At 71.0% G+C, this 15,294-nt stretch carries 17 protein-coding genes and 4 pseudogenes; 5 read left to right on the forward strand and 16 right to left on the reverse strand.

Annotated elements, in window-relative coordinates; translation table 11 throughout:
• The 4 genes and pseudogenes from FNH08_RS25380 to FNH08_RS25390 form a co-directional block, all read right to left on the reverse strand.
• Positions 1 to 486, reverse strand: a pseudogene (locus FNH08_RS25380) (transposase); the annotation flags it as partial.
• A gap of 223 nt (positions 487 to 709) precedes the next feature.
• A complete protein-coding gene (locus FNH08_RS53185) occupies positions 710 to 1,162 on the reverse strand; it encodes an SDR family NAD(P)-dependent oxidoreductase (RefSeq protein ID WP_265579796.1) in 453 nt (150 codons plus the stop codon).
• A 64-nt stretch (positions 1,163 to 1,226) separates the two neighbouring features.
• A pseudogene (locus FNH08_RS53190) lies at positions 1,227 to 1,559 on the reverse strand (SDR family NAD(P)-dependent oxidoreductase); the annotation flags it as partial.
• A 76-nt stretch (positions 1,560 to 1,635) separates the two neighbouring features.
• Entirely contained in the window at positions 1,636 to 3,075 is a 1,440-nt protein-coding gene (locus FNH08_RS25390; RefSeq protein ID WP_152773865.1) for a pyridoxal phosphate-dependent decarboxylase family protein, read from the reverse strand.
• Between the two features lie 165 nt (positions 3,076 to 3,240).
• Between FNH08_RS25390 and FNH08_RS25395 the strand changes: the two genes are divergently transcribed.
• A complete protein-coding gene (locus FNH08_RS25395) occupies positions 3,241 to 3,756 on the forward strand; it encodes an Lrp/AsnC family transcriptional regulator (RefSeq protein ID WP_152773866.1) in 516 nt (171 codons plus the stop codon).
• Between the two features lie 60 nt (positions 3,757 to 3,816).
• On the opposite strand, the gene FNH08_RS25400 is transcribed toward FNH08_RS25395, so the two are convergent.
• The 3 genes from FNH08_RS25400 to FNH08_RS25410 are packed head-to-tail and all read right to left on the reverse strand — an operon-like array spanning position 3,817 to position 5,748.
• On the reverse strand, positions 3,817 to 4,242 hold the full coding sequence (locus tag FNH08_RS25400) for a hypothetical protein (RefSeq protein ID WP_152773867.1): 426 nt from the start codon (positions 4,240 to 4,242) through the stop codon (positions 3,817 to 3,819).
• Between the two features lie 47 nt (positions 4,243 to 4,289).
• Positions 4,290 to 5,318, reverse strand: coding sequence for a zinc-dependent alcohol dehydrogenase (locus tag FNH08_RS25405; protein WP_152773868.1), 1,029 nt, complete (start codon positions 5,316 to 5,318; stop codon positions 4,290 to 4,292).
• Positions 5,311 to 5,748: a tautomerase family protein gene (locus tag FNH08_RS25410; RefSeq protein ID WP_152773869.1), complete on the reverse strand. Its 438-nt coding sequence runs from the start codon at positions 5,746 to 5,748 to the stop codon at positions 5,311 to 5,313. Before FNH08_RS25410 ends, FNH08_RS25405 begins: the two co-directional genes overlap by 8 nt.
• An 81-nt stretch (positions 5,749 to 5,829) precedes the next feature.
• Here FNH08_RS25410 and FNH08_RS25415 point away from each other — a divergent pair, with 81 nt between their 5' ends.
• Positions 5,830 to 6,414: a TetR/AcrR family transcriptional regulator gene (locus FNH08_RS25415; RefSeq protein WP_322725350.1), complete on the forward strand. Its 585-nt coding sequence runs from the start codon at positions 5,830 to 5,832 to the stop codon at positions 6,412 to 6,414.
• Positions 6,415 to 6,442: 28 nt separating this feature from the next.
• On the opposite strand, the gene FNH08_RS53195 is transcribed toward FNH08_RS25415, so the two are convergent.
• The 5 genes and pseudogenes from FNH08_RS53195 to FNH08_RS25435 all read right to left on the reverse strand — a co-directional run bounded on the left by FNH08_RS53195 (position 6,443) and on the right by FNH08_RS25435 (position 9,281).
• A complete protein-coding gene (locus FNH08_RS53195) occupies positions 6,443 to 6,634 on the reverse strand; it encodes a hypothetical protein (RefSeq protein WP_322725353.1) in 192 nt (63 codons plus the stop codon).
• Between the two features lie 31 nt (positions 6,635 to 6,665).
• Entirely contained in the window at positions 6,666 to 7,091 is a 426-nt protein-coding gene (locus tag FNH08_RS25420) for a CocE/NonD family hydrolase C-terminal non-catalytic domain-containing protein (protein WP_265579797.1), read from the reverse strand.
• 75 nt (positions 7,092 to 7,166) lie between these two features.
• A complete protein-coding gene (locus tag FNH08_RS25425; protein ID WP_322725351.1) occupies positions 7,167 to 7,643 on the reverse strand; it encodes a tautomerase family protein in 477 nt (158 codons plus the stop codon).
• A gap of 122 nt (positions 7,644 to 7,765) precedes the next feature.
• Entirely contained in the window at positions 7,766 to 8,392 is a 627-nt protein-coding gene (locus FNH08_RS25430) for an NAD(P)-dependent oxidoreductase (RefSeq protein WP_152773871.1), read from the reverse strand.
• A gap of 39 nt (positions 8,393 to 8,431) precedes the next feature.
• Positions 8,432 to 9,281 (reverse strand): annotated as a pseudogene (locus tag FNH08_RS25435) (oxidoreductase).
• Between the two features lie 74 nt (positions 9,282 to 9,355).
• Between FNH08_RS25435 and FNH08_RS25440 the strand changes: the two are divergent.
• On the forward strand, positions 9,356 to 10,021 hold the full coding sequence (locus FNH08_RS25440; protein ID WP_152773872.1) for a helix-turn-helix transcriptional regulator: 666 nt from the start codon (positions 9,356 to 9,358) through the stop codon (positions 10,019 to 10,021).
• Between the two features lie 21 nt (positions 10,022 to 10,042).
• Here the strand turns inward: FNH08_RS25440 and FNH08_RS25445 are convergent, their stop codons facing one another.
• The 4 genes and pseudogenes from FNH08_RS25445 to FNH08_RS25465 form a co-directional block, all read right to left on the reverse strand.
• Positions 10,043 to 10,450, reverse strand: a complete 408-nt coding sequence (locus FNH08_RS25445; protein WP_152773873.1) for a PIN domain-containing protein — start codon at positions 10,448 to 10,450, stop codon at positions 10,043 to 10,045.
• Positions 10,447 to 10,722 (reverse strand): hypothetical protein, encoded by a 276-nt coding sequence (locus tag FNH08_RS25450; protein ID WP_152773874.1) that lies wholly within the window; start codon positions 10,720 to 10,722, stop codon positions 10,447 to 10,449. The genes FNH08_RS25445 and FNH08_RS25450 overlap by 4 nt, the downstream gene beginning before the upstream one ends.
• Before the next feature lie 213 nt (positions 10,723 to 10,935).
• Positions 10,936 to 11,531 (reverse strand): annotated as a pseudogene (locus FNH08_RS54055) (MmyB family transcriptional regulator).
• Positions 11,532 to 11,797: 266 nt separating this feature from the next.
• Positions 11,798 to 12,715 carry a LysR family transcriptional regulator gene (locus FNH08_RS25465; RefSeq protein WP_194238608.1) on the reverse strand — a complete coding sequence of 306 codons (918 nt, stop codon included), beginning with the start codon at positions 12,713 to 12,715 and terminating at the stop codon, positions 11,798 to 11,800.
• Between the two features lie 130 nt (positions 12,716 to 12,845).
• Here FNH08_RS25465 and FNH08_RS25470 point away from each other — a divergent pair, with 130 nt between their 5' ends.
• Both FNH08_RS25470 and FNH08_RS25475 read left to right on the forward strand, forming a co-directional pair.
• On the forward strand, positions 12,846 to 13,676 hold the full coding sequence (locus FNH08_RS25470; protein WP_152773876.1) for an SDR family NAD(P)-dependent oxidoreductase: 831 nt from the start codon (positions 12,846 to 12,848) through the stop codon (positions 13,674 to 13,676).
• A 142-nt stretch (positions 13,677 to 13,818) separates the two neighbouring features.
• Positions 13,819 to 15,294 (forward strand): SNF2-related protein (locus FNH08_RS25475; RefSeq protein ID WP_228034341.1); only part of this gene is annotated, 1,476 nt, incomplete at its 3' end.

Consider the following 15,294-nt stretch of genomic DNA (forward strand, 5'->3'; position numbering starts at 1 on the left):
GCGGTGCACGATGGCTGTCCAGAGGTTCTCCAAGGCGTCCTGCCAGGGACAGTGTTCGGGGAAGTGCCAGGTCAGCGTGTGGGCGCCCTTTGCCAATCGGGCGGGGACATGGAGGAGTTGGCGTCGCATGGTGCCGGTTCTGGCGCGGGTGTGGAAGGTGGAGGCCAGGGTGCCGAGCGCGTGGGTGAGGTTGGGGGCGAGGGCGGCGAGGGGGAGCCAGGCGGCGTTCGCCATGAACTTCCCCGAGGGAAAGTGCCCGAGTGCGGAGTCCTCCAGGTCCGCGAAGACCTGCTCGACGATCGCGTGCCGACGGTGATCGGCTTCGGCCTCGACCAGAGGCACGCGGCTGTCGGTGAACACGGCGTGGAAGCGCCAGGTGACGAACAACTCGCCCCGCCCGTCCGGGGCGATGGCCGGGTCCAGGCGCTTGACGCGGCGGACCAGGAGGCGGGCGATGGCCTGGTCCTTCTTGGCCTTCCCGGTGAACGTTAAGGGTCAACTACCGGTTCTTCGGCAGTGGCCCGCTGGGTCTTGAAGCCGAGGCATACGTCAGCAGCCACGCGCCGGCGGATTGAGCAGAGGGCCTCGAACCGTGTCTCTCGCGGAACGAGGCCCTCCGTCCTGCCCAGCGCCCCCGGCGGCTCCGCAAGACGGACTTGAGAGCCGTGGCTCCGCCTCTTCCGGTCGGCTGTCAAGGGCGGCCGGGGACTCACTGCTGGGCGGGGTTCTGGTATCGCGGGGCGAGTGTGCTGGTGGACGAGGAGCGGAGCCCGAATTCCGCCGCGGCGATGCGATCCACCGCCTCGCCGTCGACCAGTCCGGGCACGCACACGACCTCGCCGGTTTCCAAGGCCCTCAGCGAGGCGGTCACCACGTCCTCGACGGGCATGCCTCCGTCGTCGTGTACGCGCGCTCCATCACCGGCTACCGGATCCTGGCCCTGGGTGAGATGGAACTCGGTTGCCGTCAGCCCGGGGCACAGCACCTGGACACGAACCGGCGCACCGTCCAACTCCGCGGCGAGGTTTCGGCTGAAGGTGACCACGTACCCCTTGGTCCCTCCATAGACCGCCCGCACCGGCAGCGGGTCCGGCGGAAGCGAACCGGCGAAGGCGAGGGTGGAAGCCACATTCACCACGGCGCCGCGGCCGCGTGCCAGCATGCCCGGCACGCGCTGCACGAGCGAGCCGGGTGAGCGCCACCACGTTCACGGCCATCACCTTCTCCAGCAGTGCTGTATCGGTCTCGGCGACGGGGCCGTAGCCGTTGATGCCCGCGTTGTTCACCAGCAACTCGACGTCGTCCTCAGCGGTTCGCCGGGCAACCCGGTCCAGGTCACCGGCATCGCCCAGATCCGCGACGACGGTTTCCACGCGTACGTCGTGCAGCCCGGTCAGCTCCGCGGCAAGTGCGCGCAGCCGCTTTGTGCGACGCGCCACCAGCACCAGATCGTGACCACCCGCAGCGAGCCGACGTGCGTAGGCCGCACCGATGCCCGAGGAGGCACCGGTCACGATGGCTGTTCCCCTGGCGGGAAGGGATTCGGGATGGATAGTCACAAAGTCCTCCTTGTACTCGTGATTCGACGGAGGCGTCCCTCAGGTGGACACCACCCGGGTCCAGGGCCGTCGCTGGCTACGCGGCGGGGATGTTCCTGACTTCGGCAGTGATGATCTTCAGGGCCTCGGTGATGCGGTCGTGGTGGGTGCGGTGGGAGACCACGCACACGCGCAGGGTGTAGCGGCCGTCGACCACCGTGCTGGAGAGCACGATGCGCCGGTGGCCGTTGATCCGCTCCAACAGACGGCGGCTTGCTTCGTCCGCCAGCTCGGCGGCGGCCGGGCCGGCGTCAGCGGGACGGACGCGGAAGATCACGGTGGACAGGTCCGGGCGCTGCGGGACCTCCAGCTCGGGGACGCCGGACAGTGTGTCGTGGACGTGTTCGGCCAGGTCGAGCTTCTCGTCCAGAGCCTCGCGGAAGGCGTCCACTCCGTGCAGGTGCAGGGGGAGCCAGGCCCGCACACCGCGGATCTCGTGGGTCAGCTCGGGCCCGAGCTGACCGGAGTCCGGGACGCTCCCCGCCGCCTCCATGTCCTGGAGGTAGCTGCCGGTGCCGTCGTGCGCGGCGTGCAGGGCGGCGAGGTCGCGGACGACCAGGGCGCCGGTGCCGAACGGCATGAACAGCGTCTTGTGCGGGTCCAGGGTGACCGAGTCGGCCTCCTCGAAACCGGTGAGGCGCTCTGAGCCGCGTGCGGTGAGCCGGAAGAAGCCTCCGTAGGCCGCGTCGATGTGGAACCACACGTCCTCGCGGCGGGCCAGTCCGGCCAGCTGAGGCAGCGGGTCGACGGTGCCGGTGTCGGTGGTGCCGGCGGTGGCCACCAGCAGGAACGGCCGCAGCCCGGCGTCCCGGTCGGCGCGGATCATCGCGGCGGCGGCGTCGGGGTCCATCCGCAGGTCCGGGGTGTGCGGCACGGTACGTATGTGCGCGGCGCGGATGCCGGCGAGGCGGGCGGCCTTGGCGACGGAGTGGTGGGCGAAGGCGGTGGTGTAGACGGTGCCGCCGGCGAGATCCTCGCCGAGCCGGTCATGCCGGGCGGCGACCGTCGCGGAGAAGGTGGCCATCGAGCCGCCGCTGGTCAGCAGGCCGCCGCTGCCCTCCGGGAGGCCGCACACCTCGCGGGCCATCCAGCGGATCACACTCTCCTCCAGCGCGGCGAGGGCCGGAGCCACCGAGGCCAGGCCGCCGTAGCGGTTGGTGGCGCGGTTGTAGAACTCGGCGAGTGCGGCCGAATACAGGCCGCTGCCCGGGATGTAGGCCATGTGCCCCGGCCCGGCCGTCTCCAGCGCGCAGTCGGCGGCCTCGTCCAGGCGCGCGAGCAAAGCCTTCAGGTCGCTGCCCCGGGCGGGCGGTGGTGCCAGGAAGGACTCCACCAGCTCGGCCTCGGCCCGCGGCGACAGTGGGCTGCTCGCTGGGCGGGCCGCGAGATGGTCGGTGCGGTCGACGACACGGTCCAGGACGAGACGACCCATCTCGGTCATCGCGGCGCGGTCGGGTTCCAGGGGGAAGGGGTGCATGAGGCAGTCCGATGTGCGTGAGAGGGGTACGAAGGCGCGGTCCGGCGTACCGGCCGGAGCGTGACCAGGATGCGCCGCCGAGCCCGGCACGCGATGGCGTAGTGAGTGCCTGTACGGCGCCACGGTGCAGGATTGTTCGTCGATACTGGCGATACGCTGCATTTCATGCCACGCCCCCTGTACGACCGTATCGACCGGGCGATCCTGGACCACCTACAGCGCCACGGCCGCACCCCCAACGTCGACCTCGCCGAGGCCGTACGCCTGTCACCTTCGTCCTGCCTGCGCCGCACCAAGGCGCTGGAGGAGGACGGGGTCCTGGCCGGCTACCGGGCCGATCTGGACCGCGAGCGGCTCGGCCTCGGGCTGACGGTGTTCCTCTCCCTCAGGGTCGAGCACTCCCGCACCACCTCCCAGGTGGTCGAAGAGGCACTGAAGGCGATCGACCACGTGGTCGCCTGCCACGTGGTCTCCGGCGACGCCGACTTCCTCGTCGAGCTAGCCGTGCCGGACCTGCGCACTTTCGAAACGGTGCTCACAGACCAGATCCTGGCCATCGGTCCCGTTCGCGACGCCCGCAGCACCTTCTGCATCCGCACCGTCATCGACCGGGGCCCTCTACCCCTCAACTCCTGGCCCGCCCCACGCCCGTCTGACGTTCAGCGGCGACAACCTGGTTGATGAGTTCGCCAAGTTCCGTTCCCCTGTCCACAGGGCGGCCGTTACACGGTGAATCCAGGTTCACTGCCAGGTGGTGGGGAGATGGCGAGTGAAATCCCCTTCACGTCTTCTTCGCGGCTTAGGGGTCGTTCGAGGAATCGATTCGAGGAGGCACTGTCCCATGACGTCGCCGTGGACGGCTCTCACCTGCATCGGTGGCGCGAGTGGACTGCCCGGTCCGGTGACGGGGCTGAACATCCGTACTCCGCCCGGGAATTCGTCCACCTCGGGGAGGTCGGACGGTTGGCGGCGGGGGCCGGTGAGCTGTCCGGTGAGAGCGCGGACGTCATCCGACAGACGGTTCAGGGTGTCCGGGGAGGTCGCGGTGCGGACGGTGGCGTCGACGAGCAGGCGCAGTTCGTGGCCGAGGGCGGCGATCGCTTCCCGTTGGCGTTGCAGGTCCTCGGCTGCCGGGTCGTGCGGGGTGGTGGTGAAGGGTGTGGTCATCAGGTGTCTCTGTGTGAATGGCGTGGTGGCGGGCCGCGGTGCGGTGGTCAGCGTGCGGTCTGGGGCAGAGCGGTGTCGAGGACGAAGACGGGCTTGAGGTGCTTTTCGGGCAGGGCGTCGGGGAGTTGTTCCCAGTCGAGGACGTGGGAGACGACGCGTTCGGGGGTGACGGTGCCGGAGGCGGCCAGGGCGAGGGCGTCGGGGATGTGGGTGCGGACGTTGTCGCGGGCGATGCGCAGGGTGACGCCGGTGAGGTACATGTCGAGCAGAGGGAGTTCGCCGGGGCGGAAGTGGTTGCCGGCCGATTCGCAGATGCCTTCGGGGGTGAGGGACTTGACAGCGAGGGCGAGCTGGTCGACGCGGCCGGTGGCCTCGACGGCGAGGTCGAAGCCGTGGCGGATCGGTTCGATCGTTTCGGCGGTACGGGCGCCGAAACTCTCGGCGAGCTTGCGGTGTTCGGGGTCGGGGTCGACGTAGAGGATGTCGGAGGCGCCGAGGGCACGGGCGATGTCGCATACGTACAGGCCGATGCTGCCGCGGGCGACGACCAGCACCCGGGCGCCGGGGCGGGCCTTGAGGTGGGGGGCGACCAGGCGCCAGGACAGGGACCAGTTGTCGCTGGCCGAGGCCATCGCGACCGGGTCGAGCCCGGCGGGCAGCGGGACCAGCATGGCGTCCGCGTACGGGACGTGGACGAGGTCGGAGAAGAGCCCGCCCCAGCTGCCGCCGATCGGAGCCCCGTACATCGCCATGTGCGGGACCGAGGTGCAGTGGGCGGTGAGCCCGGTGCGGCAGTGGTCGCAGGTGCCGCAGCTGATCGACCAGGGCACGACCACCAGGTCGCCAGGGGCCACGGCCGTGACGGCGTCGCCGGTCTCGATGACCCGGGCCACACACTCGTGGCCGAGAGCGAACGGCGGGTCGATGAAGCCCTGTCCGGCCAGGATCGCGGTGTCGACGTCGCAGGAGGTCGCGGCCACCGGGGCGACGATCGCCTCCCGATCGGACCGGAGCTGGGGATCGGGGGCCTCACGCCATTCGACCGAGTTCCTGGCGACGTAGGTCAGTTCACGCATCGGCCTGCTCCCTGTCCTGCTGGGCCAGGGCGACCAGGTCGGCGTGGCGGATGACGGATCCGCCCGCGCCCCAGGTGCCGTCCGGCTGCTCGTGCACGAGGACCCACACCCGCAGCGCGTCGTCCGGAGCGAGGCCGGCAGCTGCCAGGACCGTCTTCGTTGCGTCCTCGACCAGACCGGTCTTGCGCCGCTCGGACAGCGCTCCTTGCGGCACCGTCACCTCCACCAGAAAGCGGGGAGCGTCATCCTCGGCGGTCCTCTGGGCGCCGGCGGGCAACTCGACGAGGTAGCTCCATGCCTGGGCGCGGAAGAAGGCGGTGTCGGGTGCCCCCTCCCAGCGCAGCAGCACGGCCGCGAGGTCGCGCTGAACGGTGGCGCGGCCCTCCGCGGTGAGGGCGTCGGCAGGCACGGTCAACCGGATCATGGGCATGGCAGCTCCTATGACGAGTGTTATAGACCTCGGTCACGGTAGACTATGACGGTTGTTATAGCCAGAGGGGAGTGCTCAGAGGTGGTCAAGAGCAGCGCGCCGTCGCGCGAGCGGATCGTGGCCGGTGCCGCGGACATGATCAGTCGGCGCGGGCTGAGCGCAACGAGCATCCGGGAGATGGCCAAGCACGCCAAGGCGCCGCTCGGCTCGACGTACCACTACTTCCCCGAGGGCAAGCAGCAACTGGCCACGGAGGCCGTCCGGTTCACGGGCGAGTGGGTCGCGCGGAGCCTGCGCAAGGAGCTGGAGGCGGGCCCGGCCGCGGGGCTGCGGGCGTTCCTCGCGCTGTGGCGGAAGATCGTGGTGGAGAGCGACTTCCATGCCGGCTGCCCCGTCCTGGCGGTGGCCATCGAGGAGCCTCCGGCCGACGAGATCCCACCCGCCCTGGCGGCCGCGGCCGAGGTCTTCGAGCAGTGGGAAGACCTGCTCGCCGCCTCGCTGCGGGCGCGTGGCGCCGGGGCAGAGCAGGCCGCGCAGCTCGCGACGCTCATCGTCGCCGCCGTCGAGGGCACGGTGGCCATGTGCCGCGCCAAACGGAGCACCGAGCCACTCGACCGCACCGCCGAACAGTTGCAGGCCCTCATTGCTGCCGCGATCAGGGACTGAACGGAACGCCAGGCGACGCCTGTCATGCTCAGCCCTGCTCGGGCTCCGTGCCTCGGCGGCCGCCCGGCCGGACGGGCAGGACGGTGGCCGAAGGGTGTTCCGAGTCGTGGAAGACCTGTTGGTCGGCGGCGCGGAGCGTGGTGGCCGTGGCGGGCGGTTCGCCGGTGCCGGGGTTGCGGTGGTACTGGGGGAAGGCGCCGCTGGAGACCTGGACCCGGATGTGGTGGCCGCGTTTGAAGGTAGGCCGTCGGTCACAACTGGACCCCCGCGTACGCCGGTCCGCCGGCGTCGGCCCCGGTGGGGCGGCTCAGCCCGTCGCAGACGTTGAAGGAGCGTCCCTTCTCGTCGACGTCACAGAGGCGGACGAACACATCGGCGTACGGCAGGCTGGAGCGGAAGAAGATCTCGGCGCTCACCTCGCCGCTCACCTCGGCGTCCTCCTCCAGCGCGGGTGTCGTGTACGTCAGTACGTCCGCCCGCGCCTCCAGCTTGGCGTTGTCCACCCGGCCGGACTTCTCCACCATCCTCATGCGTATGCCGCCGAGGGCCGGGGTGGGGTCGGCCGGGTCGTAGCGGTAGCCGTCCGGGGCGAGGAGCCGGGCGGCAGAAGGCTGCGGGCGGATTCTTTCGGGGCTTCGGGCTCCGTGCCGTTGATCAGCAGACTGCCACGGCCGCATCCGGGCCGCCCGCGCAGAGAGCTTCCGCCCGTGCGCTCACCCTGCGCGACGAGGGCGGACGCACGGGTGCCCTGCTCACGCGCCGAGCACGGCGCGGATCGCCTTGACCTTCTCCTCGGTGAACACACCGCTGTCGACGAGGGAGAGGACGGACAGCACGCCGCCGCTGGAGCCCCAGCTGCCCTCGTCGATGACGCGGAAGTTGACCCACCAGGTCGGCGACGGCTGCGGCAGGCCGCAGGCGTCGGCCAGCGCGGCCAGGATGCGCTCGATGACGGCGGTCCTGACCTCCTGCCGCCAGTCCCCGTCCATCACCGCCACGTCGATCACCATCACGTCGGCGTCCGGGCCGACGTCCGTGAGGAGCCGGCCGCCGATCGCCATCATGTCGGGCTCACGCTCGACGAAGTGCACCTGGAAGCCGACCCGCGCGGGCGGCGCGAACTGCCCCACCTCGGGCACGAGGACCGCGTCCGTCAGCGTCTCGGCCAGCGTGCGGCGCTGCTCCAGGCTCAGGCGGCCCTTGGGGCTGTTCACGGTAATGATCGTCACGACATCCTCCTATGACAGTCGTTATAGACGACTTAGGTTACGCCCGCCTATAACGACTGTCATATCAGGTGGGTGAGAAGACGACACGTCGGCGATGAGCGGGAGACGCGGACGCAGGAGGCTCAGTCGGAGATGACGGCGTCGCGGTGGACCCACTCGGGGGTGTGGGCCGCCTTGTACAGGAAGTCGGCGACGTCCGCGCGGCTGATCGACGGGTTGCCCTTCATCGGGAGCCGCTCGCCGACGAGGTAGCTGCCCTTGGCGGGTCCCTTGGTCAGCATGGTCGGGTAGACCAGCGTCCAGTCCAGACCGCTGGAGCGGATCACCCGCTCGGAGATCTCCTTGTTCGCGTAGATGTTCCGCAGGAACGTGCGGTACATGACCTTCTGCACAGGGCTGGCCGACCGGTAGGTGTCACCCACGCCGAACGACGAGAGCCACACCAAGCGGGACACGCCCTTCTCTTTGGCCGCGCCGATCACGGCTTCCGCGGCGCGGGTGAACAGGTCGTCGGCACGTACGGACGTGCTCCTGCCGAGGGCCGAGATGACGACGTCCTGCCCAGTCATGGCATTCGCGACATCGACCTGCGAGGTGGCGTCACCGGCGACCGCGTGGACCCGGCCGGCCAGGTCGTTCAGCGCCTTCGGCCTGCGGGCCAGGACGGTGACGGTGTCGCCGGCCGCGATGGCCAGGTCGACGAGGTGGCGGCCGGTGGGGCCGGTCGCACCGAGGATCAAGAGCTTCATGGGCTGCGCTTTCGTTTGGGAAGAGGGCGAGGCCGGTGTTCAGGCGAGGTCGGCCAGGTCTTCCTCGGTGAGGGGGATCGCGGCGGCGGCCACGTTCTCCTCCAGGTGGGAGAGTGACCCCGTGCCCGGGATGGCCAGGGTCACCGGGGAGGAGGCCAGCAGCCAGGCCAGGCCGATCTGGCCTACGGTGGCGCCGTGCCGGGCCGCCACCCTGGCCAGCCGCTCGTCGTCGAGGTCCCGGCCGCCGCCCATCGGGAAGAACGGAACGAAGGCGATACCGGCCTCCTCGCAGGCCGCCAGGAGGTCGCCGTCGCCACGCTGGGCGGCGCGGTAGTGGTTCTGCACGGCCGCAACGGGTGCGATCGTGCGGGCCTCCGCGAGATGGTCCGCGTCCACGTTGCTGATGCCGAGGTGGCGGATCAGGCCCTCCTCGCGCAGCTCCGCCAGTGCTTCGAAGCGTGCGGCGAGTGATTCGCCGTGCGGGGGCGACCTGGCGCCGATCCGCAGATAGGCCAGGTCGAGCCGGTCCAGGCCCAGGCTTTCCAGGTCGGCCTCGACCAGGGGGCGCATGTCAGCGGCGGTGCCCTGGGTGAAGCCGTCCTCCCGGACGATGCGCCCGACCTTGGTGGCGATCACCAGGTTGGTCGGGTAAGGGGAAAGCGTCTCGCGGATCAAGGTGTTCGCCCGCACCGCGCCGCCGACGGCGGCGTAGAAGCCGGCGGTGTCGATGTGGTCGACACCGAGCTCCACGGCGCGGCGCAGCCACGGCCCGGCCGGTCTCGGGATCACGGGCAGGTCCGAACATGCCGGCCTTTGAGGGCAGGCGCATGGCGCCGAAGCCCATCCGGTTCACATCGATGTCGCCTCCGAGGCGGAACCTGTTGGTCATACCCGTGAGCCTGCAGCGTCCCCGCCCCTCGGGTGAGCGCGTGGCATCTTGCTGCCAACGCGCACAATGGACGTATGCCACAGGTCATGGAACTTCGCGGCGAGGTCGAGTTCTGGGCTCGGATCAAGCCCTTGACGGAGTCGGACGACGCGGAGTGGGTCCACATCGCCCACGACCTCGACACCTGGCCCGGAGCCCGCGAGGCCGCCCGCCGCCATGCGCGCCGCGGCGGTGCGCCCCGGGCTCGGAAGCTGTACAGCCCCGCGGCTCTCGCGGACGAGTGCGACCGTGAAGCCCTGCGGGAGATGGCCGCCCGTGGCTTCCAGGTGCGGATCGCCACGGCCCCGCTCCGGCAGGGAACCGTCATCATCGACCGGCGGACCATGATCCTCACGGACCCGGCGTCCTCCGCCCCGGCCGCTCGGGGCCCGCGCACCTACACCATGAGTGCCTCGCCGACCCTGATCAGGGGCGCATACGAGCTGTTCGAAGCCGCATGGGAAAGCGCCGCGGACCTGGCCACCTTCCTCGATTCCGGTCGGCCTCGCATCGACGACCGGGCTGCGAAAGTCCTGCGCGCCCTTGGCTCCGGCGCCACCGACGAGGCAGCCGCGCGGGAGCTGGGCATGTCGCTGCGCACGTACCGCCGCCGGGTCGCCGAGCTGCTCACCAGCCTCGACGCTGCCTCACGGTTTCAAGCCGGAGTGCGGGCGGGGGAGTTGGGCCTGACCCGTAGGTGAGCACCCCCATGTGCGACGCCCTCAGACGTCCTTGATCCGTACGCGGTCGCCGCACAGTTTCGCCCAGTCGTCGCGGTCTGAGGTCAGCACCAGGACGGGCGCCGGGGAGCGGAGCGCCATCGCGGCGACGAGAGCATCGATGGCGTATTTGTGGCCGTGCAGGCCGCCGGCGTCGCTCAGCAGCTGCACCGCGGTGAGGCTGTCCGCCTGAGTGACGTCTTGGACCTGAAGCCGGGAGAGCATCCAGTGCAGTCGGGCGGTATCCGTCTTCCCGTAGACGGATACCACCACGGTCAGGGCCGAGACGAGGACAGGCACGCCCACGCGCCGGGCGGCTTCGATCCGGGTGATCATCTGGCGGTCGTTGCGCAGGAGCAGCGACAGTGCGTGGGAGTCCAGAACCAGGGACCTGGCCGCGGGTTCCTTCATGCGGCGCTGTCACCGGACGCGTACGGCGCCGTTGCGTCACCGAACAATTCGCGCTGCGCGGCCTGGACCTCGGCCTCGCTCAACGGTTCGTGCTCGGCTTCGTAGGCGGCCACGATCTCGGCGAGGCCGTCCATCGCCAGCTGGTGCCGGACCGCCGCAGTCACGTAGGCGGACACGCCGCGCTTACCGGTGCGCGTGCGCAGAACACCGAGGAGTTCCGAGGGCATCGAGACGGAGATGTTCTCCGTGCCGCCGGGGCGGGGTGACTTCATGAGGGCAAGTCTAGTACAGAAACTATTACAGAGCCTTGGAGTAGTTCCGCTTCAACCTGTGATCGCTCCATTGTCGTACGTTGGTGTGACTCGTTCGGCGTGCAGGTTCGGGGCCGAGCCCCTTCGGTAGCTCGGCCCCTTCGTCGCTCACGAGATAGTGGTCGTCGGCTGGAAACCCTGAGTTCCGATGACGCGCAGCAGTTCGAGCCGGTCTCATGCGTCTGTGCCCTCGGCCGGGAAGAACGCCACCACCTTGAGGTCGTCTTCCGGGGTGAGCAGCACTTCACAGTTCAGGTGCAGCAACCCCACCTCGGGGTGCAGCATGCTCTTGCGTGCGGAGCGGCGCACCGATACCTGTGCGTTGCCCGCAGATCGTTGACGTGCGCGGTCGAATGCCGTACCCAGTCCTGCTCCGGGAAGTGTGTACGCGTGGCCGGGTCGGTGAACCAGCGCCACGTGAAGTTGCGCGCACGGCCGGTGCGTGGGTCGACGGGCCCCAACACCGTGTCAGCAAGCCTGTTCTGGCACAGCGCTTCGTCCAAGTCGGTGCAGATGCACACCGGCACATCCGTGTCCGTCTCGCGGACGTGGACCTCGACCTCCGGATGCCGCTGACGGTAGGCGGCCGCCAGCCGCGTCGCGCCCTGGTCGCCGCTGTCGCCCAGGATGCCGACGGCCAGGGTCGCGGCTCCGGCCGCCGCCTTCACACGCGCACGCCACGAAGTACCGAAGCGTGCGTAAATCCATGACCGGCGACGATACCGCCGCGGTATCGCCCCCACACAACGGGTCTTGGACCGGAACAGCACCGGAGCGGTGGAATCGGAACCCGCCGCTGACGCCGAGCCGCTGCTCTCCCTGAACCGATCACCATGGATGTGATGCCTGCACGTCGCGTACTGGATTACCGCCGGCCTTCTCGTGCTCTTCTACCTCTACGCAGGCGGAGTGAAGGTGGTCCGAACCCGTGAGCAACTCCAGCCGATGATGGCCTGGGTGGACAGCACCCTTCGCCGCGGCCGCCGGTTTCACGCTCCTCCAGGCCGGCGCGATCAAGTCACTCCGGGTATCTCGGTCAGCTGCCGCTCGGACGGAATGCGGTCGCCTGTCGGCATGCCTGGGCATACGCCCGTACCAGCGGACGTCGTGCGTCGCCCCGGCGCCAGGCCAGGACGTAACGGCTGGGAGTGACACCGCGCACCGGGCGGGCCACCACACCGCCCAGCGTGAGCAGCGGGACGTTGCCCGCGGCCACGAGGCATACGCCGAGGCCGGCGACCAGGGCCTCGTACGTCTCCTCCGTGCTCGCGATCTCGGCGCCGATCCGGGGCGGGCGGCCGTCGCGGGCGTCCAGGGCGAGCCAGTAGTCGCGCAGCGGTCCCGTGCTCTCGGGCAGCGCGAGGAACGGCTCGTCGGCGAGGTCCGCGAAGTCGATCTCGGCGCGGGTGGCGAGGGGATGGGTGTCCGGGAGGGCGACCAGGAGCGGTTCCTCGGCGATGACCGTCCAGGCGAAGCGTTCCTGGCCCGGCAGCGGCAGCCAGACGAACGCGACGTCCGCATCCCCGTCCGCGAGGCCCGCCGTCGGGTCGTCCCAGTTCACCGCGCGCAGCCGGATCTCCGCCTCCGGGTGCGTGGCCGTGAAGCGGGAGCGGATGGCGGGCAGGATGCCGCCGCGCCCCGGACTGGTGCTCATCCCGACGACCAGCGTGCTGCGCTGGGCCGCCCGGGCCTCCGCCACCGCGGCTGCCGCCTCGTCCCAGGCCGCCAGCACCCGCCGCGCGTGCGGCAGCAGTGCCGAGCCCGCCGCCGTGAGTGTCACACCCTGCGGGGCGCGCCGGAACAGCTCCACGCCCAACTGCCGCTCCAGCGCCCGGATCTGTTTGCTCAGCGCCGGCTGCGACACGTACAGCCGCTCCGCCGCGCGGGTGAAGTGCAGCTCCTCCGCCGCTGCGACGAAGTAGCGCAGATCCCGACCGTGTACGTCCATCGCCATAACCATCGGTTATCACCGAAGGTCTTGGACGGGCAACCGCTCACGGAAGCAGGCTGGTCAGTGACCGGACCAGTGACCGGACAAGAGCCGGGACGACGCCGGGACGACATCGGGACGACGAGGAGTGGTCATGAACAGGGTGTGGCTGGTGACGGGCGCGACCAGTGGGTTCGGGCGGGCGATCACCGAGGCGGCGCTCGCCGCCGGTGACGTGGTCGTGGGCGCGGCGCGGTGCACCGACGCGCTGTCCGACCTGGTGGCCGGCCGTCCGGACCAGGTGGAGGCGCTGGAACTCGACGTCACCGACACGGCGGCGGCGGAGTCGGCCGTACGGGACGTCGTGGCGCGGCACGGACGGATCGACGTCCTGGTCAACAACGCCGGACGCACGCACGTGGGTGCCTTCGAGGAGACCACCGACGCCGAACTGCGCGCACTGTTCGACGTGCACGTCCTCGGGCCCGCCGCCCTCGCCCGCGCCGTGCTGCCGCACATGAGGGAACGGCGCTCGGGCGCGATCGTGCAGATGAGCAGCATGGGCGGGCAGATGTCCTTCGCGGGCTTCTCGGCGTACAGCGGAACGAAGTTCGCCCTGGAGGGCATGTCCGAGGCGCTGGCGGACGAGGTGCGCGACTTCGGCATCAAGGTGCTGATCGTCGAGCCGGGCTCCTTCCGCACCGCACTGTTCGACACGAGCAGGGCCGGGGTGAGCGCGGACAGCGGCGTGTACGCCAAGGTCGGCCAGACGCGCGGGGCCGTGGCCGGAGGCGACGGCACCCAGCCCGGCGACCCGGCGAAGGCGGCCGCCCTCATCCTGGCCGCGCTGGAGGACGAGCGGACCCCGCTCCGGCTTCCGCTCGGGGACGACGGCGTGAGCGCGGTCCTCGGCCACCTCGACGACATGCGCGAGGACATCGCCCCCTGGGAGAAGCGCGCCAGGGCGACGGCCTTCGGCGACTGACGCCGACCGTTGACGCCCATTGACGCCCGTTGACGTCTGTTGAGGCACGTGTGAGGACTCCCGCCCCGCCGGGATCCGGGCCCGTTGTCAGTGGGGCGTGGAAGGATGCACGCACTGGGACTCACGGCGCCGAGGGGGTGACATGGGGGGAGCGGCACGGCAGGTTCGAGGTCTGATCGCGGACGGTGCGCGGCTGCACGAGGCCGCGCGAGCCCTGCTCGCCGATCATGCCCGCGCGCTGGAAGCGGTGCGTACGGCCCTGGCGCCGCTGCGGAGCGGACTCGTGGCCGAGGAGCTGGAGTCCATCCCGGTGGCCCGGCTCAAGGATGTCACCGAGGGGCGGCTGAGACTCGGGGCGCTGGAGGCCGCCGGGCTCACGTCCGTGCGGTCCGTGTACGAGGCCGGGCGGTACGAGCTGCGGCAGATCCCCGGAGTCGGCGCTCAGACCGCCGACCAGGCGCTCGGCGCCGCCCGGCAGATCGCCCAGGCGGTCGAGGAGACCGTGTCCGTACGGATCGACGTGGACCACCCCGAGCCGCGGACCACCGCCCTGGTCCTCGCCCTGCGCCGGCTCGTCGAGGCCGGCCCGGAGCTGCAGCGGGCCGTGGACGCGGCGGGCACGCTCGACGAGCGGCTGGGCGCGCTGCTGCCGGTAGCGAGACCGGCCGGCGGGCGGCTGCGCATGGTGCTCGCCGGGCGGGCCCGCCGGGAGGCGGCGCTCGCGGCGGTCGCGGAGCTCGGCGAGCTGCTCACCGAGGCGGCCGAGCGGGAGGCCGGCCTGCTGCTCGCGCAGGCCTCCACCGACCTACTGCGCGAGCCCACCTCGGACATCGAGGCGTGGGTCGACTTCGAGCTGCGCTCGGCCGAGTACTACAGCCGGCTCGCCGAGATCGGCGGTCACCGCCCGGACGTGGCCGCCGCCGAGGGGTTCCTGCCGTCGGAGATCGCCGAGCGGGTGCACGCACAGGGCCTGGACGACACGCACCGCCGGGTCTCGCTGCGCGGCTACCAGTCGTTCGGCGCCCGGTTCGCGCTGGCCCAGCGCCGGGTCGTCCTCGGCGACGAGATGGGGCTCGGCAAGACCGTGCAGGCCATCGCCGCTCTCGCCCACCTCGCGGCCGAGGGGCACACCCACTTCTTGGTGGTCTGCCCGGCCAGTGTGCTGATCAACTGGACGCGCGAGGTCCGCTCCCGCAGCACCCTGCGGGCCCTGCCGGTGCACGGCCCCGACCGGCACGACGCGTACGCCGAGTGGCGCGAGCGGGGCGGCGTCGCGATCACCACGTACGACGTGCTCCACGGCCTACCGAGACCGGGACCGGGACCAAGACCGGGACCAGGACCAGGACCGGGACCGGAGCGCACAGCCGGGACGGGCTCCCGCCGTGCCGTCGGGGCCGACTCCGGCCGGGCGGCCGAACCCGGGTTCCGCCGTGCGGTCGGGACCGGCTCCGGCTGGGGCGTCGAGGTCGGCTCCCGCCGTGCCGTCGAGGCCGGGTCCAGCCAGGGCGCCGAGGCCGGCTCCCGCCGCGGAGCCGAAGCCGGCTCCCACCGGGCGGCCGAACCCGGCTCCCGCAGCGCCGCCGAACCCGACCCCCGCAAGGGACCCGACGAGCCC

Origin of the sequence: Streptomyces spongiae, from assembly GCF_009377185.1 — a bacterium.
Classification (GTDB): domain Bacteria; phylum Actinomycetota; class Actinomycetes; order Streptomycetales; family Streptomycetaceae; genus Streptomyces; species Streptomyces spongiae.